The sequence below is a fragment of the Seonamhaeicola sp. ABD4_175 genome (assembly GCF_056160885.1).
This window is the reverse complement of record NZ_JBSWYC010000002.1, coordinates 36,714-62,171: the sequence shown is the minus strand read 5'-3', so window position 1 is coordinate 62,171 and position 25,458 is coordinate 36,714. Positions and strand designations below refer to the sequence as shown.

Genomic DNA, 25,458 nt, shown 5'->3' with positions numbered 1-25,458 from the left:
TTATGATAATAATTAATAGCCCTACAAAAGTACAACCAAAGCTTAATTTATGTTAAGGGGTTTTCCTTATATTTTCAACGGATATTAACAAATGTTAATTAAGTTAAAAGAAAAAAAAGAGAACAAAAATAAATTGTTCTCTTTTTTTATTGTGGAGTCGCCGAGATTCGAACTCGGGTCCAAACAAGTAACCAAAGGGCTTTCTACACGTTTAGTTTTAACTTAATTTTAGGTAATAAGCTGGCAAAAAACAACCCACTTAAAACTTAGCTTTTAAATCTTGGTGTTACATCAAAGCAAAATAACACCTTAGTTTATTTTTACGATGCCTCAAAAAAGAACGCCATAAACCAAGGCTTTCCGGAGACATTTAGCTTGCGCACCTTGTGCGCCGTGGCTTGAACTTACTATAATTCAGTTATTAAGCAGCTAAAGCGTAATTATTTTCGCCGTTTAAAGTTTGACTTAGCCTTTAAGGTGTATCAAAGTCCTTACACCACGTGCTTACCGTTTAATTAATCTCGCTGTCAAAACCAGTCGACCCCATTAAATAGTAAATTTTCATTTTGGGCGTTACCCTATCGGGTCAGGCTTTCCACTATATCTTTTGCAAAAAAAGCAAAAGGATGCCGTTTCAATCCTTAACGCGGGCAGCAAATGTACCAAAACTTTTGTAATAGGTAAAACGCAGCCATTAATTAATATAACAAAAATTATTCCAAATAGCTTTTCTATTTTCTAAAATTAAAACAGTACAAATACCCAAAGTATACGCCACTAAATCTGATAATTGAAACGTAGTTCCTATTATAATTTTTACAATATTATTTTTAATTTCAAAAATATCTACAATACGTATTAATTGGAGAAATTCAACAAAAAATGAAAAGGCTAATACACACAAAGCAATTATGTTGTTGTACTTGCTGTAAAAGCATTTTACAAAACAATAAACCAGTATAACCACTAAATAGTCACCAAAGGTATGCCTAATAAAGCCCGTTTTTAAAAAGTAAGCTATAAGCACTTCGGTTACAAATAATATTAAAGTCCAAATAATATAAGTATGTTTTAAATACATGTTTTACAATTTAAAGCAGTTCATTATTTATCCGTTACTCCAATCTATTTTTTTAGAAGCAAACATTACAATAGCCAATATTATAAACAGACCAATACTGCCAACTAATAAAGCATAATTTTCTAACTGTATAATTACATAAATAAACGTGTACAAAGCGGTTAAAGATGTGCCAATAAATAGCGGGAATTTTATTTTTTTCAAAATGGTTTTAGAGTATAAACTAATAAGTACAATTACAGAAGCGGCAGCAATTACATAGGCTTTTAAAAAGTTACTGTGTTCAGATATTGATACCAGCAATGTGTAAAACATGGTAAGTGCCAAACCAATCATTAAATACTGAAACGGATGAATATGTATTTTGCTTAAAGATTGTATTAAAAAGAAAATTAAAAAAGTTAAGCTAATAACCAAAAAACCGTATTTAGATGAGCGCTCACTCTTTTGGTATTCATCTACCGGAATCATAAAGTTTACACCAAAAGCAAAGTCGTTTAATTGTGGTAAATTATTAAAATGATGCTGAGAAAATGGTCTGTTAATATCTAAAATTTTCCACTTCGCATCAAAGCCATTATTCGTTATTTTATCATTATTGTATGGCAAAAACTCACCAACAAAATTGGCGTCTTTCCAATTAGATTTTATATTGGCTTGTGTAGTTTTACCCACAGGCACAAAACTAATTTGTTCGCTGCCTTTAATGCTAAATTCTAAAGTAAAATGTAAAGGTTTCGTATTTATTGTATTTACAGATATGTTTTTAGTTTCTAAACTATGTAGGTTATAAATATTATCCCCATAATTTTTTTTGGCATTGTATTTTGATGTTAAACTTTGCTGTGTGCTATTTACCTGCAAATTTGCCGTATTAATGCCCTTTACGTTTGATGTTTTAATAATTAATTTAGCGTTGTTCCATAAAACATTATCATTATCAATACCTATTTCAGAGAAATCTGGTTTTACAAAATTACCATCAATTTTTAAGTTAGAATTGTATACGGCTGTAGTGTAAATGCCTCTTTTTTTTGGTTCAGGATTTATAATTGTATTTACATGTAATTGCTCAGGAAAAAAGTAAGCAACTTTAGTTTCGCTGTAGGTTTCTGTATATGTTTTTTTTGTGTTTTTATCTGTAATTATTTTTTCTTTATACACCTTGTATGGAATTTTTAAAATTGGGCCGTACATTAAAATTTCTTTTCCCCATTGGTTATTTATTTTACTTAAGGCTTCATTTTGTCTGTGCGCGCGTTCTTGTATTAAGTTTTGAATAAAAGACAACGGAATTAATAATGAAAGGGTTAAAAAGCCAATCATTATCATACGTGCTGTAATTGACGTTTTTAGCCAATGCACAAACTTGTTTTGTGGTTCTTTTTTTGATGTGTTCATAGATGTTTATTTAAAGTACTTTGAATTTCAAAGTGTAGTTGTAAAAAAATTTATGTTTGATTCTTTATTATTTTTTCTAACGCTTCAATATGTTTTTTAAATGCTGCTTTACCTAATTTAGTTGTGTAATAACGCGTGTTAGGTTTTCTTCCTATAAATTGCTTTTCAATGGTTATGTATTCTGCTTTTTCAAGTGCTTTAGTGTGGCTAGCTAAATTACCATCAGTAGCGCCTAAAAGTTCTTTAAGCATATTAAAATCGGCATACTCATTCACCATTAAAATAGACATGATGCCAAGTCTTATCCTGTGGTCAAATAATTTATTTATGTTGTTAATTATGCTCACGGTAAATGATTCTTAAAAAAACTATTTAAACTTCAGAATTGTTTTTATCAAATTTAAAATACATCCAAGTGCCGTAAACAATATGCATTATACCAAAACCTAGTACCCAAAGCCAAAAACCATACCCAGGTTTAATAGCCCCAATTAAGCCTAAAATAACTTGTATAATACCAAGAAACCTAATGTTTCCAATACTATATTTTGATGCGTTTATTAAGGCTAAACCATAAAAAATTAGCATTAAAGCACCCGCTTGCCCGTACTTTCCTTGGCTTAGAATAATTAAAATATACAGTCCGCCAGTAACTAAAGGAATTAAAAAATTTAAAACTAATCGTTTAGATGTACTGTTCCATGTGCTAATGTGTTGTTTTTTTGCTTTTTTAGTAGTTAGTAAAATACCAGTAACAATACTAAAAAAAGCCACCAAAGCAAGTGTTAGTAAGCAATAATTAAATACCCAACCATTTAAAATTAAAATACCGTTGCTGTACTGGTTTACAAACCAATATGCTATTGCACTGCCAATTAAAGCATACGTGCCGGCCAAAATACCAGATAAACCGCTTAATGATATAAACCTTGAAGATTTATTCATTAAATCTTTAATTTCACCAATATCTTTTAAATAATCTTTAGACTCCATATTAAAGTACTTTGAATTGCAAAGTAAGTAAATTAAAATGATATAACGCTCATAAATTTTTGTTAAGTTTGAAGTTAACTATTTAAAATTAATAAAATTGAAACCTGTTGATGCTTATTTTTTTAATCAAAAAGAACCATTTCAATCTATAATGCTATATGTTAGAAGTGTTATTTTAAAAACCTTACCAAATGTAATTGAGCGTTACAGTTATAAAATACCGTTTTATAATATTGGCAAAAAACCAATGCTTTACTTAAATGTATTAAAAGGGAAAGATTATGTTGATGTTGCTTTTGTACATGGCGTTTTATTAGAAAAAGATTTTCCTGAATTAAAGAATGATGCTAACCGAAAACAAGTAAGATCTATTCAATTAAAAAACCTTGAAGATTTAAAGCAAGAACATTTTGAGAAGCTACTTTTAGCGGCTGCCAAAATAGCTGAATCACAAAAAAAACCTTGGCATATTACTTAAATAATGTAAACCTACCACCAAAAACAATATTGCGTTGTAAATAAAAAAAGTGATGCTTTGCTTTATTATTAGAGTTGCTAGTAGTTTTTGAGTTTAGAATATTTACGTAACCACTCTTAACTTCGGTTTGTACAAAAAAGTGCTTTAAAAATGTAATATTTAAACCCGTTTTAATAGAAGTACCAAAACCAGAAATTGAAAATTTATCATTTTTTGGTCTGCCTAAAAATGTAGCATTGGTTCTTGGAAACATAACGCCTGTGCCTACCCCAATAACTGTGTTGATATATATTTTTTCAGGATTAGTTTTTATAAACTTCAAATGGTCAAACCTATTTAATTCAAAATTTATGTAGTTTAAACCATCAGTATATTCAAATTGCAAAAAATCGTCATTAATAGTTATGGTTTCATTGTTATAAGTGCCTTTAAAGTTGCTATTATCATCAATAAAGCCATTAATAGTAACGTTTTGTGGGCTATCAACCACGTATTTCATGTGGTCAAAACCAAAGGAAATGCTGTAAACATCATTAAAAAAATAACCAATTCTGAAGTTTGTTTGTGGTACAGTAACCCGTGCCGGATTTAAATGTTCTTTAAAACCAAATTTATCTTGTGGATTATCATGCGCAACAACATTTTTTAAAGTAAAATTATGGTCTGGTCCTTCAAAGGTAATATCGCTTTTAGTGTAGTTGGCTCTGTTCCAGCCCCAATACACATAAAACTTTCCTTTTTTTGAGGTGCTAAATTCTAAATTGGTATTGGTTTTTTGTGAAACACCTATACTGGTACAAACTAATGCTGTAAACAAACAAATATGCTTAATGTTCATGAATTTTCTTGTAAAAGTAGCATTCACGAATTAAGCAATAATTTGGTTTACAATGTTTACTTGTGTTTTTAAGTTATGGTTATTAAAACTACAATTAAAGATTAACTATGGTTTTTCTAATAGCTACAAGGTTTGTTAGTAATTTTTCTAAATTATCTAAATGCAACATATTAGCGCCATCACTTTTTGCGTTTGCAGGGTCAAAATGTGTTTCAATAAATAAACCATCAACATTATTAACCACACCAGCGCGTGCTATAGTTTCAATCATATCTGGTCTCCCGCCTGTAACGCCGGCGCTTTGGTTTGGTTGTTGTAATGAGTGTGTTACATCTAAAACTGTTGGAGCAAATTGGCGCATTGTTGGTATGCCTCTAAAATCTACAATCATGTCCTGGTAGCCAAACATAGTACCGCGGTCTGTTATCCAAGCTTTATTACTGCCAGAATCTTTAACCTTTTGTACGGCGTGTTTCATGGCTTCCGGACTCATAAATTGTCCTTTTTTAAGGTTTACAACTTTACCGGTTTTAGCCGCAGCCACAACCAAATCTGTTTGGCGCACTAAAAATGCAGGAATTTGTAAAACATCAACATATTGTGCAGCAAAATTGGCATCAGTAACTTCATGTATATCGGTAACGGTAGGAATATCAAAAGTATCAGATACTTTTTTAAGTATTTTTAAGGCTTTTTCATTGCCAATACCTGTAAAACTATCTATACGGCTTCGGTTTGCTTTTTTAAAACTTCCTTTAAAAACATACGGAATTTCAAGTTTATTTGTTATTTCAACAACTTTTTCGGCAATTCTTAAAGCCATATCTTCGCCTTCAATAGCACAAGGGCCACATAGCAAGAAAAAGTTGTTTGAATTGGTGTGTTTTAATTTTGGTATATCTTGAAGTTTCATAAACGTTTTTTGAGAATTTTAGGCCACAAATATACTACTTTGTAATATAATTTAATGATTTTTTGTTTGGCATAAACGCTGTTTATAACAGTAAAAAGATAACGGTTTTTAAACATTTAGCGTGGTTGGCGTGTTTCACAAAAAAGAAAATTCAAAATACATTTAATGTGTTATATATCCATTAATTATGAGTATCTTTGCACGCTTAAAATAGGGCTTAAAATGAAAAAAATAAAAAATATTGCCATTATTGCTCACGTAGATCACGGGAAAACTACGTTGGTAGATAAAATTATGTATCACTGTCAGTTATTTCGTGAAAACGAAAATACAGGCGATTTAATACTAGATAACAACGATTTAGAGCGAGAACGTGGTATTACAATTACCTCAAAAAACGTTTCGGTTACTTATAAAGACACAAAAATTAATATTATTGATACGCCAGGTCACGCCGATTTTGGTGGCGAAGTAGAACGTGTTTTAAACATGGCCGATGGTGTTCTTTTATTAGTTGATGCTTTTGAAGGCCCTATGCCACAAACACGTTTTGTGTTACAAAAAGCTATAGATTTAGGTTTGAAACCTTGCGTGGTTGTTAATAAAGTTGATAAAGAAAACTGTACACCAGAAGAAGTGCACGAAAAGGTGTTTGATTTAATGTTTGAATTGGGTGCAGAAGAGTGGCAATTAGATTTTCCAACAGTTTACGGTTCGGCCAAAAACAATTGGATGAGTGAAGATTGGCAAAAACCAACTGAAAATATTGAACCACTTTTAGAAATGGTTATTGAACATATACCAGAGCCAAAAATTGCTGAAGGTACTACACAAATGTTAATAACATCGTTAGATTTTTCAAGCTTTACAGGACGTATTGCCATAGGAAGATTAACGCGTGGTACTTTAAAAGCAGGCCAAAACATATCATTAGTAAAACGCGATGGAAGTATTGTTAAGTCTAAAATTAAAGAATTACATGTTTTTGAAGGCTTAGGACGTATAAAAGTTGATGAGGTACAAGCCGGTGATATTTGTGCTATAGTTGGGTTAGAAGGTTTTGAAATTGGTGATACAGTGGCTGATTTTGAAAATCCTGAAGGCTTAAAAACCATAGCTATTGATGAGCCAACAATGAGCATGTTATTTACTATTAACGATTCGCCTTTCTTTGGTAAAGATGGTAAATACGTAACCTCACGCCACATTAAAGATAGATTAACTAAAGAGTTAGAAAAAAACTTAGCGCTACGTGTGCAAGAAACAGACAGTGCCGATAAATTTATGGTATTTGGTCGTGGTGTTTTACACTTATCTGTTTTAATTGAAACAATGCGTAGAGAAGGGTATGAGTTACAAATTGGTCAGCCACAAGTTATTATTAAAGAAGTAGATGGCGTTAAGTGTGAGCCTGTTGAAGAAATGACTATAGATTTACCTGAAGAAGTATCAGGTAAAGCCATAGAAATGGTAACCATGCGTAAAGGTGAAATGTTAAGTATGGAAGCCAAAGGAGAGCGTATGGTTTGTGAATTTATTGTGCCATCACGCGGCATTATAGGTTTACGTAATCAATTATTAACAGCTACTGCTGGTGAGGCTATTATGGCACACCGTTTTAAAGAATATCAGCCAGTAAAAGGAGGTATTCCTGAAAGACAAAATGGTTCTTTAGTATCTATGGAAAACGGTACAGCTATTCCTTATTCTATTGATAAATTACAAGACCGTGGTAAGTTTTTTATAGATCCGGGTGAAGATATTTATGAAGGACAGGTTATTGGTGAAAACTCACGAGGCGATGATATGACAGTTAACGTAACTAAAACCAAAAAGTTAAGTAACGTACGTTCTGCTGGAGCCGATGATAAAGCCAAAATTGTACCAGCTATTAAGTTTTCATTAGAAGAAGCTTTAGAATATATTCAAAAAGATGAGTACGTTGAGGTTACACCAAACCACTTACGTATTAGAAAAATTTTACTTAAAGAAGTAGATCGTAAACGAAACAAATCTATTTAATGGATTTTTTAGGAATGCCTTTAACTGAATGGGTAGGTTATTTAGCCATGGCAACAGTGTTGTTATCATTTTTAATGAAATCTGTTGTTAAGTTAAGGCTTGTAAACCTTGTAGGATGTTTGTTCTTTGTGGTTTACGGTATATTATTAACACCAATATCTAAACCAATTATAATAACTAATACAGCTATACTTTGTATAAACCTGTATTATTTACTTAAAAAGGTAAAATAAAGATATTGTGGTACACTTTATCTATTAAACCAAGTATACTAGTTTATACGTATATGTATTTTGTATATTTGATTTAATAGGTAAAGTCACTCAAAAAAAAAAATAGTTGTAACTATTTTAAGAGATAAAAAATATCAATTGAAAAAGTTAATTGATTATATAAACAAACACGTTTTAGTTAATGTTGCTTCTTTGCAAATAGTTTCTGTAATTACCAGAATTATAGCGGGTTTGTTAACTTCAAAAGCCATAGCTGTTTTTATAGGGGCTGAAGGTTTAGCATTAATAGGAAACTTTCAAAACTTTGTTAGTTCATTTCAAACACTATCTATTGTAGGTTCTTACAAAGGGGTTGTAAAATATATAAGCAAGTTTAAGGATGATGCGGTTAAGTTAAGCAAAACTGTATCAACTGTTTTTTATTGTGGTTTTATTTGTACCATTTTATTATCCGCAATTTGCTACTACAATGCAGAGCTTATAAAAGATGTTATTTTTCCTAGTTATAATAATTACACACTAGCTATAAAAGTTTTTGCTATTGTACTCCCTTTTTATGCTTTAAATTTATTTTCTTTTTCTATTATGAATGGATTTTCAAAATATAAAATCTTAATCATAATAAACATTATAGGGCAAATTTTAAGTGTGGCCATTGCACTGCTTTTAATTTATCAAGAAAAATTAAAAGGCGCTTTAATATCGGTAGCTATAGCAGAATCTTTAATATTTTTAATAACCTTGGTTGGTATTATAAATAGAAGAAGTTTAATGCCTTTAATTAAGGTTAACAATGTAAGTTTACGTTTTTTAAGAAAACTTACACCATATTCAATAATGGCTATGTTTTCGGCGGTATTGTTGCCTTTGGTAGCTATTGCTATACGTAATTATATAATTGAAAATATAGGGTATGAAGACGCCGGTTTTTGGGAGGCTATGACACGAATATCTAAATACTATTTAATGTTTATTACCTCTTTAATGGCGCTTTATATTTTACCAAGGTTTACCGAAATAAGCAACAAAAGAGATTTTAAAAAAGAAGTATTTGCATTTTATAAAACTGTAATGCCATTTTTGGCTCTTGGGTTATTACTAATTTATTTGTTAAAACATATAATTGTAATTTTAGTTTTTACTGAAGAGTTTATACCTGTTGAAAACCTATTTATTTGGCAACTTTTAGGAGATTTTATTAAAGTACTATCTATGGTTGTTGCCTTTCAGTTTATTGCAAAAAAAATGTTCTGGTATTATATTTTAACCGAAGCATTTTTAATAATAGCATTATATTTTACCAGTGTTTATTTTATAGATTATTATGATAATGTTAAAGGTGCAGTTGTAGCACATTTTGTAAGCTATTTAGGGTATTATATATTAATTTTATGTATTTTTTGGACCTCACTTTTTGGGTATAAAAAAAATAGATAAATTTATTTTACCAATTGAACTATTTAGTTAAATAAAATGCAAAGTGACTATAGAGTAAAGAAATACAATCAGTCCTATTATCAAGTTTGGAATGATTTTGTGTCAAAATCAAAAAACGCTACTTTCTTATTTAATAGAGATTTTTTAGAATATCATTCTGATCGTTTTCTTGATTTTTCTTTACTAATTTTTAAAAAAAATGTATTAGTTGCATTATTACCAGCAAATAAAGTAGGTAATTCTATTCATTCTCATCAAGGTTTAACCTATGGAGGGTTAATTCTTAACAAGACAATTAAATTTAAGGCGGTTTTAAATAGTGTTTATGCCATTTTAAAATTTTTAGATTTTAATAAAATTAAAACTTTTTATGTAAAGCCAATACCTTCTATATACAAAATAGCACCAAGTGATGAATTAGATTATTTATTATTTATATTAAAAGCTGAATTATTAAAAAAAGAAACACTTTCAGTTATAAGTGAATTTGATATAAGTAATGTTTCAAAAGATAGAATCTTAGGTTTAAAAAGAGCACAGAAGCAAAATTTAATTGTAAAAGAAACTGAAGACTTTGAGCTGTTTTGGAATTCAATTTTAATAAAAAATATTAAACAAAGGTATGGTGTTGCACCAGTACATTCCTTAAAGGAAATACTTGAATTAAAAGCGAAATTTCCTGAAAAAATAAAATTATTTGGAGTATATAAAGATAGAAAATTAGTAGCAGGCACTGTAATTTTTGAAAGTAAAAATGTTGCACACTCTCAATACATATCTGCTGATTTAGAAAGAAGTAAGCTTGGAAGTTTAGATGTATTGCATTTTCATTTACTTAGTAAAGTATATAAAAGTAAGCTTTTTTTTGATTTTGGTAGCTCAAATATTAATGAAGGTAAACAAATAAATTTTGGTGTTCAATCTTGGAAAGAAGGTTTTGGAGCTAGAACTGTAGCACAAAGTTACTATAAAGTTGATGTAAAAAAATATAATTTGCTTGAAGCAATATTTAAATGATAAAATTTTTAGACATAAAGGGAATTAACAACAACTATGAAATAGAATTCTTAAATATATTTAAAGATTTTTTAAGTAAAGGGCAATATATTTTAGGTGATCAAGTTAATTTATTTGAAAAAGAATTTGCGGCTTATTGTGGTACTAAATTTTGTATTGGTGTAAGTTCAGGTTTAGATGCACTTCATTTAATACTTAATTCTTATAAAATATTAAAATTTTTAAATGATGGAGATGAGGTGCTTGTTCCTGCTAATACATACATTGCCACAGTTTTAGCTATTAGCAATACCGGTTTAAAACCCAGATTAGTTGAGCCAGACATTAATACATTTAATATAAGCCCTGAAAACATTTTAGCAGCAATTACTCCCAAAACAAAAGCAATATTAGGCGTTCATTTATATGGGCAATTATATGATGTTTTAGAGTTAGAAAAAATTTCAAAAAAATATAATTTATTGTTAATAGAAGATGCTGCTCAGGCACATGGAGCTGTTTTTAAAGACGGTAGAAGAGCTGGTAATTTATCAAATGCAGCAGCATTTAGTTTTTATCCAACTAAAAATTTGGGAGCCTTAGGAGATGCAGGTGCTATTACAACTAACAGTGAAATGCTTGCTTCTACAATATTAAAATTAAGAAATTATGGTAGGAAATCTACTTATCAAAATGAACTTAAAGGTTTTAATTGTAGGCTAGATGAATTGCAGGCTACTTTTTTACGATTAAAGTTGAAAAATTTAGATATTGATAATGATAAACGAAGAGTTGTAGCAAAGTATTATCAAAAAACAATAAAATCTAATAAAATTAAATTACCAAAGTTTGAAGATATAAATCAGCATGTTTTTCACCTATATGTTGTGAGGAGTAAATTTAGGAATGAACTTAAGCATTTTTTAAAAGTAAATGGTGTTCAAACATTGATACATTATCCCATTCCTATTAACAAACAAAAGGCTTATAATGAGTTTAAGCAATTAAACATACCAATAACTGAAAGTATTTGTGATGAAATTTTAAGTATACCATGTAATCAAAATTTAGCAATAAACGATATGGAAAAAATTGTTTCACTAATAAATGATTTTTCTTTATAGTGGATCAAATAAAAACATCTTATAAACAGATAATTAAAGCAACAACATTATTTGGAGGTGTTCAATTTATTAATATCATTCTTTCAATAATAAAGTCCAAGTTTGTAGCAATCATATTGGGTACAACAGGAGTTGGTATTTTAACATTGTTAAATAGTTCATTAAATTTAATATTTAGTATAACAGGTTTTGGCCTAGAATCAAGTGGTATAAAAAACATTTCAACGCATTTGAAAAATGATTCCAAGCTTTATAAAACTATTTCAATATATAAATATTTAATTTTTATTACAGGCTTAATAGGGTGTTTAATAACTTTAGTGTTTTCATCTTATTTAAGTAATATTACATTTGGAAATACAGATTTTAAGTACGCATTCATATGGTTAGGTTTAGCTGTCTTTTTTAAGCAATTATCATCTGGATATCTTTCAATTTTACAAAGTTTAAGAGTTTTGAGGTTGTATGCAAAAGCTAATTTATATGCAAATATAGTTTCACTTTGTATTGTTTTGCCTATGTATTTTTATTGGGAAATTAATGCTATAGCACCAAGTATTATGATAGCTACTAGTATTAGTTTTGCACTTGCTTACTTTTACACAAAGAAAGTAACTGAACCTAAAAAAATAAGAATATTTAATAAAAATATATTCTTGGAAGGGAAATCTATTTTGTATTTAGGTTTGGCTTTAAGTATTAGCGATTTATTTAGAATGCTTAGCGAATACTTGGTTCAAATAGTAATTAGCTATAAAGGCACTTTAAATGAAGTAGGTTTATATGGAGCGGGATTAATTGTTTTGAACACTTATGCAGGGTTTATTTTTATAGTGATGAGTAAAAATTATTTCCCAAGATTATCAGAAATAGCTTCCAATAATAATGAAATAAAGAAGTTAGCATTTCATCAAGCTTATTTGACCATATTAATTATTACTCCAATAATAATACTATTCATAATTTTAGCTCCAGAAATAATACAATTAATTTTTTCGTCTAAGTTTATACCAATAACAAAAATGGTTTCATGGGGTATATTGGCTATGCTTTTTAAAACTCTATCATGGACTTTAGGCTACATAATTATAACTAAAGGAGATACAAAGCTATTAATAAAAACTAGTGTATTTTATAGTGTTTTGTATTTTGTTTTTTTAGTTTTAGGGTATACCATTGCAGGGTTAAAAGGTATAGGTGTAGCTTTCTTAGGTTATTTTATTGTTCATTTTTTAGGTATTAATTTTGTGGTAAAATATTTCTATAAAATAAACTTAAGTAGAGAATTATATATAGTGTTTTTTAAATGTAGCCTTTTGTGTATTATTGTTTTTTTATTAAGTTTTTTAAATTTGGGTATTTATAAATATATTTTAATGTGGTTAGTAGCCGTTATTTCTATTGTTTATGTGTTGAAGGCATTAAATAATAAAGTGCCTTTAAAAGATTTAATGACTAGCTTGTTAAAGAATAATAGGTGATTAAGTTTTTAAAAAATATTTATCATTGGATAAAATTCCAACTATCTGTAAACTGGCTTAAAACACTTTACTTTAATTTTAAGATGTTTCCTTTTAAAATAGCTATTAAATTACCTGTATACTTTTATGGTAGAGTAAGATTTTCAGCTCTTAAAGGAAGTGTCCAAATTATTGCACCAATAAAGAGAAGTATGATAGGTTTTGGGCAAGCATATGAAATGAATAAAAAATCTAAAGGAGTTTTAGAAATAAATATTCAAGGTACATTGGTATTTAAAGGGTACTGCCAGTTTGGAAAAGATTGTTTTATTTGTATTCATGAAAATGCATACACTGAATTTGGAAATATGTCCTCATTAGGTGGAAGTGGCAAACTAATATGTGTAAACAAAGTTATTTTAAATGATTATGCTAGAATAGGTTCTGAATCTCAAATAATAGATACCACTTTTCATCAAATGATTGATACAAAAACAGGGTATAAATATCCAAATTCTAATCCAATAATTATAGGGGCTTATAACTATATAAGTAACAGAGTATCAATAATGAGTAAAACTAAAACACCAAATTTCTGTACTGTTGCTTCAAATAGTTTGTGTAATAAAGATTATACTAATTTAGGAGAAAATATTCTTATAGGGGGAGTTCCATCAAAACTTATCAGAGAAAATTTATCACGAGATTGGGACGGTGAAAAAGTAAGTTTAGAAAACTTTTTGATAAGAAAAAAATAACTATATACATTGAAAAGAGTTAAGTTAATTAATATTCCAAAAATTCATGATTACAGAGGGAATTTATCGGTAATTGAAAAAGAAGTTTTACCTTATCAATTAAAAAGAGTGTATTATTTGTATGATGTTCCTAGTGGAGCTTATAGAGGTGGGCATGCACATAAAGAACAATATGAATTTTTAATAGCTATTAGTGGAAGTTTTAATGTCATATTAGAAGATACTAATGGTATAAAACAAACAATTACCTTAAATAAACCTAATGTAGGTTTATTAATACCTAACTTAATATGGAGGGAATTGGAAGACTTTTCTTCAGGATCAGTTTGTTTAGTGATAGCGTCAGATTTTTTTGATGAAAATGACTATATAAGAAATTATGAAGATTTTAGCTCAATTCATTAGAAATCTTTTTATAAATAAAAATGTTTTTTTTAAAAGTATATTTTGACTTGCAATGAAAAAAATATAATCCTTAATTTTTTTATTTTCAATGTTTTTAAATGTAGATTTACCAATGTCTTTTTTAGAGTAGATAGCAGCATAATAAAGTAATTGTTTATTATGATTGGTCTCAAAAATCTCTCTTATGGTTCCTGAAATATGGTATTTCTTTGAAAAATAGTCAAACAACATATGCATTTGATCTAACAAAAATAATTGACGATTAAAACTTTTTTGATGTGAGCAAGAAGCATCATGAACTCTGTAAATATGTAAAGATTCATTAATAGTTTCAAAATTAGTATGCATTACTAAATCCACCAAAATTGGGTAATCTTCAATAGTAACATTCATATGCATGTATTTTTCAAAATCAACATACTTGTATAAAAAATCTCTATGATAACAAACACCTATAGGAGTTATATTTCCTAATAAAACATTGTTTTTATAGTCTTCTTTTGAAATATTAATGAAGCGGGCATTATCAAAATCAACTGTTTTATTTTTACTTTCTAAAAGTAAATCGTATCCAGAATCCACAAACCCTAAACTAGCATCACTTCTTAAAGTGTCAACCAATATTTGTAAAGTGTTTGAACTTTTAAATAAATCATCGCCAGCAATATCAAAAATATAGGTGCCTTGACATCTGTCAAGCGTGGTTTTAAAATTTTTTAAAATGCCTAATTGCGATTCATTTCTTATGACATTGAAAAGCTTCGGATGTTTTTCTTTATATGAATTTATAATTTTTAAAGTTTCATCAGTAGAACAATCATCACCAACCACAATTTCATAGTTAAAATTTACTTTTTGTGTTAGAATAGATTGCAAGGTTGCTTCAATATGTTTAGCATTATTAAATGTTATAAGATGTACCGATAATTCAATCATAAAGTAATAGAAAAAGTATTTTTAAATGTAATTTTTATATTTGAAATGACATAGTAGAATCTGCTTTTTTAAAATAAACGTGTATTTTTGATGATTACCATTCAAATTAAAACACTTAGTAAACTAAAAACAGTGTTTTCTGTTCAAAAATGAATAAAAAAAAAGTATTAATAGTTGCTAAAAGTTTAAGCGAAGGCGGATCAGAACGTGCTGCGGCTATACTTTCATTAATGTTAAAGCCGTTTAATTATGATGTGAATTTAGTTATATTAGATAATAAAATTAGTTATGAATATCATGGCACGTGTTATGTACTAAACAAAGAAAGAATTAAGAAGAATTTTATAACCAGATTTTCCTTCTTCTTTAATTTTAGAAATTATGTAGCACAAAATCATTTTGATTATCTTATAGATTTTAGAACGCGAAACTCCATTTTAAGAGAATTATTAATTTATAAATTTATTTATAAAAAAATTAAGCATGTAGTTTTTACTATTCATTTACCACAGTTGCATCTATACATACCAAAACCATTTTTTTTAGTTAAAAAAAACTATGCAAAAGCCTTAAAAATAGTTACGGTTTCTAATGCCATAAGAGTGCATGTAAAGCATACGTATAATTTAAAAAATACAGCTTTAATTCATAATGCTATTAATATTGAAAGCATTCAAAAACTAAAACAAGATGCTATTAATGAGCTTGAAGATTTTATTTTAATAGTAGGAAGAATGGATGATGATATTAAACAAATTAACAAATTAATTGATTGTTATCCTAAAACGAGTTTAAAAGAAAAGCAAATCAAATTATTTATAATGGGTGATGGTTCTCTTAAAGAAGCGATGAAACATGAAGTGAAATCTAGAGGATTATCTAAAGATATCCATTTTTTATCCTTTCAAGAAAACCCATATAAATATATGGCTAGAGCTAAGTTTTTAGTTTTATGTAGTAAAATGGAGGGTTTTCCTTATGTTATCTTGGAAACGCTAGCTTGTGGCACACCCGTAGTTTCATTTGATTGTAAAACTGGACCTAGGGAAATGATTCAAAATGAATACAACGGTTTGTTGGTAGAAAACCAGAATTTTGAACAATTAGAGGCGGCTATTACAAAACTTTCAATAAACAAAAAATTATATGAAAACTGTAAGCAAAATGCATTAAAAAGTGTAGAGAAATATGATATTAACATTATTGCTAAAACATGGAAGGATATAATTGAAAACGGTTAGTTTTTAAGTTTAAATTAAAATATGAAGTTAAAAAAAATAGCTATTATATCACCTTCGGCAGGTAATGGAGGTGCTGAAAAAGCATCGACATTATTATCGTTAATGCTAGAAAACTTAAATTATGAAGTACACTTCATTGCTGCCTATACTTTAAAAGACTTTAAAGTTGGGGGGCAGTTTTATTGCCTTCAGGTGCCTAAAGGAACCAAGTTTAGTTTTGTGCACCAGTTTTTTGGATTCATAAAGCTTAAAAGGTATGTTAAACGTCATAATTTTGAGGCTATTATAGATTTTAGGTCTAGAAGACGCTTTCTTACAGAATTAGTGTTTACCTACTTTGTAATTCCTAGATTAGATATCATGATTTATACTTTCCACTTACCTTTGATGGATAAGTATATCCCTAAACCTTGGTCTTTATTTAGGAATATATATAATAAAGCAGAAAAGATAGTATGTGTTTCTAAAGGAATTAAACAGAAAATAGAGGAAATTGGTCTGGAAAACTCTCAAGTGATACTAAACCCGATAGATTTTAAATTTATTGAAGATAGGGTTGAAAGTGAAAAGTTGTTCGATTTTGAATACATAATCGGGGTAGGCCGAATGGATGATAATATTAAACAATTTGATCATTTAATGGAAGTTTATTCCAACTCAATGCTACCAAGCAAAAATATACATTTGGTTATTTTGGGTAAGGGTAAATATCAATCAGTATTAGAGGAGTATAGAGAAACTTTACCCAATAAAGATAAAATTCATTTTAAAGGTTTTCAAATAAACCCTTATAAATATATGAATCAAGCAAAGTTTTTTGTTTTAACAAGTAAATATGAAGGTTATCCTTTGGTAGTGCTTGAAGCTTTGGCTTGTGAAACTCCAGTTATTTCATATGATTGTCCAACAGGGCCAAATGAAATTATAAAAAATGGTGAAAACGGATTGTTAGTTGAAGCTCAGAATAAAAGTAAATTGTTAGATGCTTTTAATGAGTTTTTAAATAATGATGTTTTGTACAAAACCTGTCAATTAAATTCAAAAAAATCCATACAGCATTTAACAATGGAAAATATAGGGAGTCAATGGAAAAATTTAATAGAATCTACTTTATTTTAACCTTTACGCTGCACCACCTCGTAAACCTGGTTTTCATCACATTTTAAAGTTTTACTTGGGTATTTTAAAAGCAAAGCATAATCATGTGTAGCCATTAAAATAGTATTGCCATTTTTATTAATGTCTTGCAATACTTTCATAACTTCAACACTAGTTTGCGGGTCTAAATTTCCTGTAGGTTCATCAGCTAAAATAAGCTCAGGGTCATTAAGTAAAGCTCTGGCAATGGCAACGCGTTGTTGCTCTCCACCCGATAATTCATGCGGAAATTTAAAACCTTTGGTTTTCATATCAACCTTAGTTAAAACTTCTTCAATACGGTTTTTCATTTTATCTTTGTCTTTCCAACCTGTAGCTTTTAAAACAAACAATAAATTATCATTAACCGTTCTATCAACAAGTAATTTAAAGTCTTGAAAAACAACGCCTAATTTTCGGCGTAAAAAAGGAATATCTCTTTCTTTTAAAGCTTTAAGGTTGTAATCAACAATATGGCCATTACCTTCTTTTAAAGGTAAATCGCCATAAAGTGTTTTCATAAAACTACTTTTTCCTGTACCCGTTTTTCCAATTAAATATACAAATTCACCTTTGTTAATTTCAACATTAACGTTTGATAAAACCAAGCTATCACCTTGGTAAATGGCTGCATCTTTTAATTGTAAAATGGTATTTGGCATAAAAACTAAGTTTAAATTACAAGTTTAATGGTATTGTTATAAATTACAAACCCAAAAGTATGTTTTTTGTTGTGTTATTACTGTAATTAATAAAAACTTTTTCAACAAAATAATGTAAGCTTTATAATTATGGCATGATTATTTCGTTATAGAAGAAACATAATTAAAGCGTGTTTTTAGTCTTTATTTTAACAGAAATTTATATCTGTTACAGCATGATTAAAAACCAAACTTTTATCTTTGATTAAAATTAAAAACTACTAGTTAATGACTAAAAAAAGTTTTATCTCCTTTATACTTAGCGTTAGTTTTACCTTAACGCTTTCTGCACAACAATCTGCCGCATACACAAACAATATGGTAGATTACCAAAAAGCCTTATCACTTTACAATAATAATCAGTATTTAGCAGCACAGTCGTTATTTGAAAATGTAAAAAAAACAACAAAAGAAGACATTTTAAAGTCAGATTGTGCCTATTACATTGCCAATTGCGCAGTAAGGTTAAACCAGCAAAATGCTGATGATTTGGTTGAACATTTTGTTGAAGAATACCCAACAAGTACAAAACGCAACACCGCTTTTGTTGATGTGGCCGATTACTATTTTGAAAACGGAAAATACGCCTATGCAAGAAAATGGTACAGCAAGGTAAATGAAGCTGGTTTAGGAAGAGCCGATAAAGAAAAATTCTATTTCAATAACGGTTACACCGCTTTCACAACAAAACAATATAAAGAAGCAAAAAAATACCTTTCAAAAGTAGAAAGCTCGCAAGAATACGGTTCGCAAGCCAAATACTATATTGGTTTTATGGCTTATGAAGGTGATGATTATGATGAAGCTAACGAGTATTTTAACCAAGTTAGTGACCAAGAACGCTACAAAGAAAAACTATCATATTACCAAGCCGATTTAAACTTTAAATTAGGAAATTTTGAAAAAGCCATTGAACTGGCAAAACAACAATTGCCAAATAGTGATGAAAACGAAGTATCTGAACTTTCAAAAATTATTGGTGAAAGTTATTTTAATTTAGAAGAATACCAAGCTGCCATTCCATATTTAACGGCCTATAAAGGTAAAAAAGGAAAACGCGATAATACGGCCAAATGGAATAATACCGATTTTTATCAACTTGGTTATGCACATTACAAACAAGCAGATTATGAAAAAGCCATTTCAGAATTTAATAAAATAATTGGAGGTAAAAATGGCATTGCGCAAAATGCCTATTATCATTTAGGTGAAAGTTATGTGCACTTAAATAAAAAACAAGAAGCTTTAAATGCTTTTAGAAATGCTTCTCAAATGAGTTTTGACTTAAAAATTCAAGAAGATGCCTGGTTAAACTATGCCAAAATTAGTTACGAAATAGGTAACCCATACCAACCAGCACCACAAGTTTTGGCCAGATATTTAGAAAAATACCCCGAAACAAGTTACCGTGAAGAAATTGAAACGTTGTTGATAGATTCTTACATTACATCAAAAAACTACAAAGAAGCATTAAGTTTATTAGAAGGTAAAAAGAGTTTTGAAAATAAAACGGCTTACCAAAAAGTTGCTTTTTACAGAGGAATTGAGCTTTATAATGACAACAAATATTTAGAAGCCAAAAAATTATTTGATGCTTCATTAAAAGAACCAAGAGATGAAAATTATACAGCCCGTGCTACATTTTGGAAAGCTGAAACAGATTATAATTTAACAAATTATGATGATGCCTTAGTGGGCTTTAAGCAATTTGAACAAATGAATATAACTGCTCCAGAATCTGAAAATCTAGATTATAACTTGGCTTACACCTATTTTAAATTAAAAAATTATAATAGCGCCACAGAGCACTTTAGTACATTTACCAAAACAGCCACTAATGATAAAGTTAGACTTAATGATGCATTTTTGCGTTTGGGCGATGCCTATTTTGTAACCAGTAATTATAATGCAGCAATAAAAGCTTACCAAAAGGCCATAGAAGTTGGTGAAATAAATGCCGATTATCCGGCGTTTCAAAAAGCAATAAGTGCCGGTTATATGGGGCAATCTTCACAAAAAATACAAGAATTAGAGCAGTTTATTAACAACTACCAAACGTCTAAACTTCGTGATGATGCTATGTATGAATTAGGTAATTCTTACGTAAAAGCAAATCAAATAAACAAGGCGTTATCAATGTATAATAAGTTGAATGAAGCTTATAAAATGAGTTCATTTGTACCAAAATCATTATTGCGCCAAGGCTTAGTGTATTATAATGGTAATGAAAACCAAAAAGCTTTAAATAAATTTAAAAACGTAGCAGGTAATTACCCAGGAACGCCAGAGGCGGTTCAAGCTGTTTCAACCGCAAAACTAATTTATATTGATATGGGGCGTGTTGATGATTATGCTGCTTGGGTAAAAACACTAGATTTTGTTGAAGTTACTGATGCCGATTTAGATAACGCCACCTACACTGCCGCAGAAAAACAGTATTTAGATGGAAATACAGACCGTGCCATTAAACAATTTAATGGTTACGTTAATGAGTTTCCAAAGGGTCTTCATATTTTACAAGCGCACTTTTATTTAGGCCAATTGTATTATAAAAAAGATTTAATGGCAAATGCGGCACCACATTACAAATACATTGTTGAAACTACGCAAAATGAATATACAGAGGAAGCCTTGTTGCGTTTATCTCAGTTTTACTTAGAAGGAAAAAAATGGCAACAAGCCATACCAACTTTAAAACGCTTAGAGACCGAAGCTAATTTTCCGCAAAATGTGGTTTTTGCGCAATCAAACTTAATGAAAGCTAATTATCAATTAGAAAATTATGAAGCTGCTGTTATTTATGCCGATAAAGTTTTGGCAAGCTCAACAATTGATAATAAAATTAAAAGTGACGCTTATATAATTATTGCACGTTCTGCCATAAAAACTGGCAACGAAAGTAAAGCAAAAACAGCTTATGCTAATGTTGAAAAAGTAGCCACTGGCGAAACTGCTGCCGAAGCCTTATACTACAATGCATATTTTAAAAATAAAGAAGGTAAGTATGAAGCATCAAACACAACAGTACAAAAATTAGCCAAAGATTTTTCTGGATATAAATATTACAGTGCCAAAGGTTTGGTTGTAATGGCTAAGAATTTTTATGCACTAAATGATGCATTTCAAGCCACTTATATTTTAGAAAGTGTTATTGAAAATTTTGCCGAATTTGATGATGTTGTAACACAAGCAAAAGAAACATTAAACAAAATTAAAATTGAAGAGGCTAAAACTAATTCTTCAATTCAGCCAGAGTAAAAAAGTAAAGTAGCAAATAAAAAATTGTAAATAGTAAATCAAAACATATGCGTAAGCACATTCATATATTAAGTATAATTTTTACATTAAGTGTAACTTGTGGTTTTTCGCAAACTAGAGGTAAAGACACCATAAATACAGGGGTTATAGATGTTGTGAAACCTTACACACCTACAATTTCCGATGCTTTTAAAGTTAAAGAAACGCCAACACTAGATGATGAAACCACACAAACTAAAAAAGAAGTAAAATATAATATTTTTTCTTTTCCGGTGGCTTCAACTTTTACACCTGCCAAAGGGAAAGCAGCTGTTGTTGAAAAACGCAAACCCATAAAATTGTATGACAATTACGCCACATTAGGTTTTGGTACTTATACAACCATTTTGGGCGAAGTATATTTAAACCATGCCATTAATAGAACCGAGAGTGTTGGTGGTTACGTAAGCCACAATTCATCGCAAGGTGGTATTAATGGGGTAAGTTTTGATGATAATTATTCCATTTCAAAATTAAATGTAAATTACACTACCAAGTTACGCGATTTATCATGGAAAGTTAACGGTGGTTTTGAGCATCAAATGTATAATTGGTACGGTGTGCCAGAAACATTTACTACTACAGCTATAAATGATGATATTGATGAAAAACATACCTTTTATAACGCATATTTTGGAGGCGATATTAATTTTGAAGATACGTATATAAATTCGGCAGGATTTATTTTTAGGCGTTTTGGTGATAACCAAGGCTCTGGCGAAAACCGTTTTATTGCCAATGCAAAAATTGATATTCCTATAAACAGAGAAGAAATTTCTACAAGTTTTAAAATAGATTATTTAAAAGGCGATTTTGATAGAAGTTTTTACAATGAAGAATCTTTAGGATATGGCAATTTTATTGTGAGTGCATCACCTCAATTTCAATTAAAACAAGACGATTTAACGGTAAATCTAGGTTTAACTGCAGCCTTTTCAAGAGATTCTGAAAACAAAGAAAGTAACCTTTACATTTACCCCAATATTACCGCTACTTACAGGTTGGTTAATGATGTTTTAATAGCTTACGGCGGTATTGAAGGAGAGCTTCTTCAAAATTCATATTTTGATTTTGCTTATGAAAACCCGTTTGTATCTCCAACCTTGTTTATAACTCCCACAGACCAACAGTATAATGCCTACGTTGGCTTAAAAGGAAAGCTTTCTAGCAACATGAGTTATAATGTTAGCGGACTTTATAAAGCAGATAGAAACAAGGCTTTGTTTAAAAATAATGACATAACTTTAATGGCAAATCAGCCGTATTCCTACGGAAATTCATATGGTATTGTTTATGATGATGTTGATACTTTTGGAGTTTCGGGCGAAATTAATGTTGATGTAAGCCGAAATTTTAAATTAGGTATTAAAGCTGAATATTTTAACTACTCTACTGATGTTGAAGAAGAAGCTTGGAATTTACCAGACATAAAGGGTTCTTTGTTTTTTGATTATCAAGTTGATGAACATTGGTTTACTGGCGCAAATATTTTTTATGTTGGCGAACGTAAAGACCAATATTTTTTAAATGATGGCGTAACTTTAACCACACCTTTTACAGTAACTTTAGATAGTTTTTTTGATGCAAATGCTCATGTGGGTTACCATATAAACGATAAGATATCTGTATTTGCAAAAGCCAATAACATAGCTAATAATGAATACCAGCGTTGGCAAAATTTCCCGGTGCAAGGTATTCAGTTTTTAGCAGGAGCTACTTTTAAGTTTGATTTTTAAATAATCTTATTTGTCATTCCCGCTAAGGCGGGAATCTATGGTAAACTTAATTAAAGTATTTCAGAGTTTTGTTTTATCATTCCCGGGTGTTTCAATGAGTGCAGTTGAAATGAATGGGAAATTTAGTTTTTAGATTAAAGGGTATAAAGATTTTAACTTCCCGTTTTTAATTATTATTTCCACTTTGATATTAGACTTGGTAATAGATTTTAATTTTCCATCTTTTAAATCCTCTTTTTTTAAATTATCAAGTGCATATTTACATTCTAATAATAGTATTCCCAAATTCCAGCTTTTAGGAAAAAATGTACTACAATTTCTTTTCTTTATCCACTTTTTTGTTTTAGTATCGTAAAATTCAAATTTAGCTTTAAAAACGGAGGTTGTTGGATTTGTTTCGAGTATTTCTAAAATTCGAATACTTGCAGGATCATAAAAATGAATTCCAGTTAAATCTCCTCTTTTTATTCTTCCAAAGGCTGCATGCATAAAACCATCTATGGAGTTTGTTTCCAATTCAGTACCTTTTGGGACTAGTAGTAGTTTTTCAGGTTTTATTATATTTTTTTGAATGATAATTTGCTGAGATCTTTTTGGATTTGTTTTTTTAAGTGAACTATAAATAGAAGAATATTTTTTTAAAGCTCTTAAAGAATTATAAGGGCCGTTACTATCCGTAAAATTAAAAGGGAAATGCATAGGAACACGAACTATAATTGCCCCATCCTTTAAGCTTTGTTTATTTGTTGTTGCTCCGTTTTTTAAAATGTAAAAATGATATTCTATATTCATCTTGCTGTGAACATTCTTATTGATTTTTTTTAAATATAAACTGAATATTTCATAATAAAAACATCAGTTTAATACAACCTAGCCAAATAATCAAAATGCTCGCCTTTTAAAACAAGTTCACAATGTAAATTAACGGTTTCGCAAGCTAATTTCAAGGTGTTAAAATCTAAATACAACCATTTCATGGGTATTTCTTTTTCGCCTTTATAACTAATAAAATAATCTAATTCACCGTAATAATTACTGTTGGTATCCATCCAAAAACCACCATCATCATCTTCATACATATATTTAATATCTGAAGAATCAATAAGTATTTGTCCGTTTGGTTTTAAAAGCGTTTTTAAGTGTTTTAAATACGTAGCAACTTGTTTTAGTTCTTTAAAAATTCCGGTGCCATTCATTAATAATAAAATGGTATCAAACGTATTGGTTTCATCTAAAATATTCAAAACTTCAGCATTAATAACACCGCGTTTTTTGGTAACCTCAATAGCACCTTTTGATATATCAATAGCTTTAACGTTTAAGCTTTTTTCTTGTAAATATAAGCCATGGCTGCCAGCACCACAGCCAACATCTAAAACAGTGCCTTTAGCTAATTTTAATGCTTTTTTTTCTAAAGCAGGCATTTCAGGAAATGTTCTAAATAAATAGGGTAGTGGTAACTCGTCTTCCGCAGAAATACTAGTTGATGTTATGATGTCTTCAGTATAATATCCGTTAAAAAAATCAAGCAATGCTTTTCCAAAAATGTCTTTCATAGTTTATTTGTTGTCATTTCCGTTTCATCATTGAGAGGAACTGAATGCGTGTTGAATCTATTTTTTTGTCATTGCAAAGACATAGTATGTGGTAATCTTCTTTTTATTTTTAATAGATTACTTCAGTCATTTTTCTTTCGTAATAACTAAAACCACTATTTTTGCTCCATGCAAGACATCATAGATAATCTTCCAAAACAGGCCAAAGATAAGCATAACGAGAACAAGAAGTTCTTTCAGAAATTAAAAAAGAAGGCTCCAAAAAATTTAGACTATATCATGCAAGATTTGCATGAAGATGAATTTGAAAGAACCGATTGTTTAGAGTGTGCCAATTGTTGTAAAACCACGGGGCCGTTGTTTACAGATAAAGATATAGAGCGAATATCGAAATTTTTTAGGTTAAAGCCACAACAATTCATTGAACAATATTTGCGTGTTGATGAGGAGAACGATTACGTATTGCAAAGCGTGCCTTGTATATTTTTAGGCGCAGATAATTACTGTTCAATTTATGATGTACGGCCAAAAGCATGCCGTGAATTTCCGCACACAGACAGGAAAAAGTTTCAGCAAATTTCAAACTTAACATTAAAAAATGTAGCTATTTGTCCTGCGGCTTTTAATATTGTTGAAGCCATGAAACAACGTATAAAATAAACTATGCATGCATAGTTTATTTTTGTGTTGTATATTTAGTGAAAACTAAATTGAA

General features: G+C 29.5%; 24 protein-coding genes and 1 other RNA gene. 14 read left to right on the top strand and 11 right to left on the bottom strand.

The window, feature by feature from the left end; translation table 11 throughout:
- Nucleotides 1-149: 149 nt before the first annotated feature.
- From ssrA to ACXAG4_RS06580, 5 genes are all read right to left on the bottom strand, one after another.
- Nucleotides 150-545: a transfer-messenger RNA gene (gene ssrA, locus ACXAG4_RS06600) on the bottom strand.
- A gap of 149 nt (nt 546-694) precedes the next feature.
- Nucleotides 695-1,081, bottom strand: a complete 387-nt coding sequence (locus ACXAG4_RS06595; RefSeq protein WP_475295296.1) for a ribosomal maturation YjgA family protein — start codon at nt 1,079-1,081, stop codon at nt 695-697.
- Between the two features lie 27 nt (nt 1,082-1,108).
- Entirely contained in the window at nt 1,109-2,482 is a 1,374-nt protein-coding gene (creD, locus tag ACXAG4_RS06590) for a cell envelope integrity protein CreD (protein ID WP_475295295.1), read from the bottom strand.
- A gap of 50 nt (nt 2,483-2,532) precedes the next feature.
- Nucleotides 2,533-2,829: a winged helix-turn-helix domain-containing protein gene (locus ACXAG4_RS06585; protein ID WP_475295294.1), complete on the bottom strand. Its 297-nt coding sequence runs from the start codon at nt 2,827-2,829 to the stop codon at nt 2,533-2,535.
- A 25-nt stretch (nt 2,830-2,854) separates the two neighbouring features.
- Nucleotides 2,855-3,475, bottom strand: a complete 621-nt coding sequence (locus tag ACXAG4_RS06580; protein ID WP_475295293.1) for a hypothetical protein — start codon at nt 3,473-3,475, stop codon at nt 2,855-2,857.
- 97 nt (nt 3,476-3,572) lie between these two features.
- On the opposite strand from ACXAG4_RS06580, the gene ACXAG4_RS06575 reads away from it, so the two are divergent.
- Entirely contained in the window at nt 3,573-3,953 is a 381-nt protein-coding gene (locus ACXAG4_RS06575) for a DUF1801 domain-containing protein (protein WP_475295292.1), read from the top strand.
- Here ACXAG4_RS06575 and ACXAG4_RS06570 read toward each other — a convergent pair.
- Together ACXAG4_RS06570 and kdsA are read right to left on the bottom strand one after the other, a co-directional pair.
- The gene (locus tag ACXAG4_RS06570; RefSeq protein WP_475295291.1) at nt 3,946-4,791 is read right to left on the bottom strand and encodes a hypothetical protein; all 846 of its coding nucleotides are present in this window, start codon (nt 4,789-4,791) and stop codon (nt 3,946-3,948) included. The genes ACXAG4_RS06575 and ACXAG4_RS06570 overlap by 8 nt on opposite strands.
- A 94-nt stretch (nt 4,792-4,885) precedes the next feature.
- Nucleotides 4,886-5,704, bottom strand: a complete 819-nt coding sequence (gene kdsA, locus ACXAG4_RS06565) for a 3-deoxy-8-phosphooctulonate synthase (RefSeq protein ID WP_475295290.1) — start codon at nt 5,702-5,704, stop codon at nt 4,886-4,888.
- 222 nt (nt 5,705-5,926) lie between these two features.
- Between kdsA and typA the strand changes: the two genes are divergently transcribed.
- From typA to ACXAG4_RS06525, 8 genes are all read left to right on the top strand, one after another.
- Nucleotides 5,927-7,726, top strand: coding sequence for a translational GTPase TypA (typA, locus tag ACXAG4_RS06560; RefSeq protein WP_475295289.1), 1,800 nt, complete (start codon nt 5,927-5,929; stop codon nt 7,724-7,726).
- On the top strand, nt 7,726-7,959 hold the full coding sequence (locus ACXAG4_RS06555) for a uroporphyrinogen decarboxylase (protein WP_475295288.1): 234 nt from the start codon (nt 7,726-7,728) through the stop codon (nt 7,957-7,959). Before typA ends, ACXAG4_RS06555 begins: the two co-directional genes overlap by 1 nt.
- Nucleotides 7,960-8,097: 138 nt before the next feature.
- On the top strand, nt 8,098-9,396 hold the full coding sequence (locus ACXAG4_RS06550) for an O-antigen translocase (protein ID WP_475295287.1): 1,299 nt from the start codon (nt 8,098-8,100) through the stop codon (nt 9,394-9,396).
- 99 nt (nt 9,397-9,495) lie between these two features.
- Nucleotides 9,496-10,413 (top strand): GNAT family N-acetyltransferase, encoded by a 918-nt coding sequence (locus ACXAG4_RS06545; protein WP_475295286.1) that lies wholly within the window; start codon nt 9,496-9,498, stop codon nt 10,411-10,413.
- The gene (locus tag ACXAG4_RS06540; RefSeq protein WP_475295285.1) at nt 10,410-11,516 is read left to right on the top strand and encodes a DegT/DnrJ/EryC1/StrS family aminotransferase; all 1,107 of its coding nucleotides are present in this window, start codon (nt 10,410-10,412) and stop codon (nt 11,514-11,516) included. The genes ACXAG4_RS06545 and ACXAG4_RS06540 overlap by 4 nt, the downstream gene beginning before the upstream one ends.
- On the top strand, nt 11,516-12,997 hold the full coding sequence (locus tag ACXAG4_RS06535) for an oligosaccharide flippase family protein (RefSeq protein WP_475295284.1): 1,482 nt from the start codon (nt 11,516-11,518) through the stop codon (nt 12,995-12,997). The genes ACXAG4_RS06540 and ACXAG4_RS06535 overlap by 1 nt, the downstream gene beginning before the upstream one ends.
- Nucleotides 12,994-13,734 carry an acyltransferase gene (locus ACXAG4_RS06530; protein WP_475295283.1) on the top strand — a complete coding sequence of 247 codons (741 nt, stop codon included), beginning with the start codon at nt 12,994-12,996 and terminating at the stop codon, nt 13,732-13,734. The genes ACXAG4_RS06535 and ACXAG4_RS06530 overlap by 4 nt, the downstream gene beginning before the upstream one ends.
- A gap of 9 nt (nt 13,735-13,743) precedes the next feature.
- Nucleotides 13,744-14,139, top strand: a complete 396-nt coding sequence (locus ACXAG4_RS06525; protein ID WP_475295282.1) for a sugar 3,4-ketoisomerase — start codon at nt 13,744-13,746, stop codon at nt 14,137-14,139.
- On the opposite strand, the gene ACXAG4_RS06520 is transcribed toward ACXAG4_RS06525, so the two are convergent.
- A complete protein-coding gene (locus ACXAG4_RS06520) occupies nt 14,128-15,075 on the bottom strand; it encodes a glycosyltransferase family 2 protein (protein ID WP_475295281.1) in 948 nt (315 codons plus the stop codon). The two genes, ACXAG4_RS06525 and ACXAG4_RS06520, sit on opposite strands and share 12 nt — an antisense overlap.
- Nucleotides 15,076-15,224: 149 nt before the next feature.
- Here ACXAG4_RS06520 and ACXAG4_RS06515 point away from each other — a divergent pair, with 149 nt between their 5' ends.
- Both ACXAG4_RS06515 and ACXAG4_RS06510 read left to right on the top strand, forming a co-directional pair.
- A complete protein-coding gene (locus ACXAG4_RS06515) occupies nt 15,225-16,316 on the top strand; it encodes a glycosyltransferase (RefSeq protein ID WP_475295280.1) in 1,092 nt (363 codons plus the stop codon).
- Nucleotides 16,317-16,337: 21 nt separating this feature from the next.
- A complete protein-coding gene (locus tag ACXAG4_RS06510; protein ID WP_475295279.1) occupies nt 16,338-17,435 on the top strand; it encodes a glycosyltransferase in 1,098 nt (365 codons plus the stop codon).
- Here ACXAG4_RS06510 and ACXAG4_RS06505 read toward each other — a convergent pair.
- On the bottom strand, nt 17,432-18,115 hold the full coding sequence (locus ACXAG4_RS06505) for a cell division ATP-binding protein FtsE (protein ID WP_475295278.1): 684 nt from the start codon (nt 18,113-18,115) through the stop codon (nt 17,432-17,434). The genes ACXAG4_RS06510 and ACXAG4_RS06505 overlap by 4 nt on opposite strands.
- A 267-nt stretch (nt 18,116-18,382) precedes the next feature.
- On the opposite strand from ACXAG4_RS06505, the gene ACXAG4_RS06500 reads away from it, so the two are divergent.
- Both ACXAG4_RS06500 and ACXAG4_RS06495 read left to right on the top strand, forming a co-directional pair.
- Nucleotides 18,383-21,412 (top strand): tetratricopeptide repeat protein, encoded by a 3,030-nt coding sequence (locus ACXAG4_RS06500; protein ID WP_475295277.1) that lies wholly within the window; start codon nt 18,383-18,385, stop codon nt 21,410-21,412.
- A 47-nt stretch (nt 21,413-21,459) separates the two neighbouring features.
- Nucleotides 21,460-23,187: a TonB-dependent receptor gene (locus tag ACXAG4_RS06495; protein WP_475295276.1), complete on the top strand. Its 1,728-nt coding sequence runs from the start codon at nt 21,460-21,462 to the stop codon at nt 23,185-23,187.
- 129 nt (nt 23,188-23,316) lie between these two features.
- Here the strand turns inward: ACXAG4_RS06495 and ACXAG4_RS06490 are convergent, their stop codons facing one another.
- A complete protein-coding gene (locus tag ACXAG4_RS06490; RefSeq protein ID WP_475295275.1) occupies nt 23,317-23,979 on the bottom strand; it encodes an EndoU domain-containing protein in 663 nt (220 codons plus the stop codon).
- A gap of 68 nt (nt 23,980-24,047) precedes the next feature.
- The gene (locus ACXAG4_RS06485; protein WP_475295274.1) at nt 24,048-24,743 is read right to left on the bottom strand and encodes a class I SAM-dependent methyltransferase; all 696 of its coding nucleotides are present in this window, start codon (nt 24,741-24,743) and stop codon (nt 24,048-24,050) included.
- Nucleotides 24,744-24,911: 168 nt separating this feature from the next.
- Here ACXAG4_RS06485 and ACXAG4_RS06480 point away from each other — a divergent pair, with 168 nt between their 5' ends.
- Complete coding sequence (locus ACXAG4_RS06480; protein WP_475295273.1) at nt 24,912-25,403, top strand: YkgJ family cysteine cluster protein; 492 nt, start codon at nt 24,912-24,914, stop codon at nt 25,401-25,403.
- Nucleotides 25,404-25,458: the final 55 nt, after the last annotated feature.

What these genes read in the sequence shown, in the direction of transcription:
- ACXAG4_RS06505 (WP_475295278.1), bottom strand. Translation starts at nt 18,115, where the DNA reads ATGCCAAATACCATTTTACAATTAAAAGATGCAGCCATTTACCAAGGT.
- creD (WP_475295295.1), bottom strand. Translation starts at nt 2,482, where the DNA reads ATGAACACATCAAAAAAAGAACCACAAAACAAGTTTGTGCATTGGCTA.
- typA (WP_475295289.1), top strand. Translation starts at nt 5,927, where the DNA reads ATGAAAAAAATAAAAAATATTGCCATTATTGCTCACGTAGATCACGGG.
- ACXAG4_RS06510 (WP_475295279.1), top strand. Translation starts at nt 16,338, where the DNA reads ATGAAGTTAAAAAAAATAGCTATTATATCACCTTCGGCAGGTAATGGA.
- ACXAG4_RS06555 (WP_475295288.1), top strand. Translation starts at nt 7,726, where the DNA reads ATGGATTTTTTAGGAATGCCTTTAACTGAATGGGTAGGTTATTTAGCC.
- ACXAG4_RS06480 (WP_475295273.1), top strand. Translation starts at nt 24,912, where the DNA reads ATGCAAGACATCATAGATAATCTTCCAAAACAGGCCAAAGATAAGCAT.
- ACXAG4_RS06490 (WP_475295275.1), bottom strand. Translation starts at nt 23,979, where the DNA reads ATGAATATAGAATATCATTTTTACATTTTAAAAAACGGAGCAACAACA.
- ACXAG4_RS06520 (WP_475295281.1), bottom strand. Translation starts at nt 15,075, where the DNA reads ATGATTGAATTATCGGTACATCTTATAACATTTAATAATGCTAAACAT.
- ACXAG4_RS06500 (WP_475295277.1), top strand. Translation starts at nt 18,383, where the DNA reads ATGACTAAAAAAAGTTTTATCTCCTTTATACTTAGCGTTAGTTTTACC.
- ACXAG4_RS06595 (WP_475295296.1), bottom strand. Translation starts at nt 1,081, where the DNA reads ATGTATTTAAAACATACTTATATTATTTGGACTTTAATATTATTTGTA.
- ACXAG4_RS06485 (WP_475295274.1), bottom strand. Translation starts at nt 24,743, where the DNA reads ATGAAAGACATTTTTGGAAAAGCATTGCTTGATTTTTTTAACGGATAT.
- ACXAG4_RS06570 (WP_475295291.1), bottom strand. Translation starts at nt 4,791, where the DNA reads ATGAACATTAAGCATATTTGTTTGTTTACAGCATTAGTTTGTACCAGT.
- ACXAG4_RS06540 (WP_475295285.1), top strand. Translation starts at nt 10,410, where the DNA reads ATGATAAAATTTTTAGACATAAAGGGAATTAACAACAACTATGAAATA.
- ACXAG4_RS06515 (WP_475295280.1), top strand. Translation starts at nt 15,225, where the DNA reads ATGAATAAAAAAAAAGTATTAATAGTTGCTAAAAGTTTAAGCGAAGGC.
- kdsA (WP_475295290.1), bottom strand. Translation starts at nt 5,704, where the DNA reads ATGAAACTTCAAGATATACCAAAATTAAAACACACCAATTCAAACAAC.
- ACXAG4_RS06495 (WP_475295276.1), top strand. Translation starts at nt 21,460, where the DNA reads ATGCGTAAGCACATTCATATATTAAGTATAATTTTTACATTAAGTGTA.
- ACXAG4_RS06580 (WP_475295293.1), bottom strand. Translation starts at nt 3,475, where the DNA reads ATGGAGTCTAAAGATTATTTAAAAGATATTGGTGAAATTAAAGATTTA.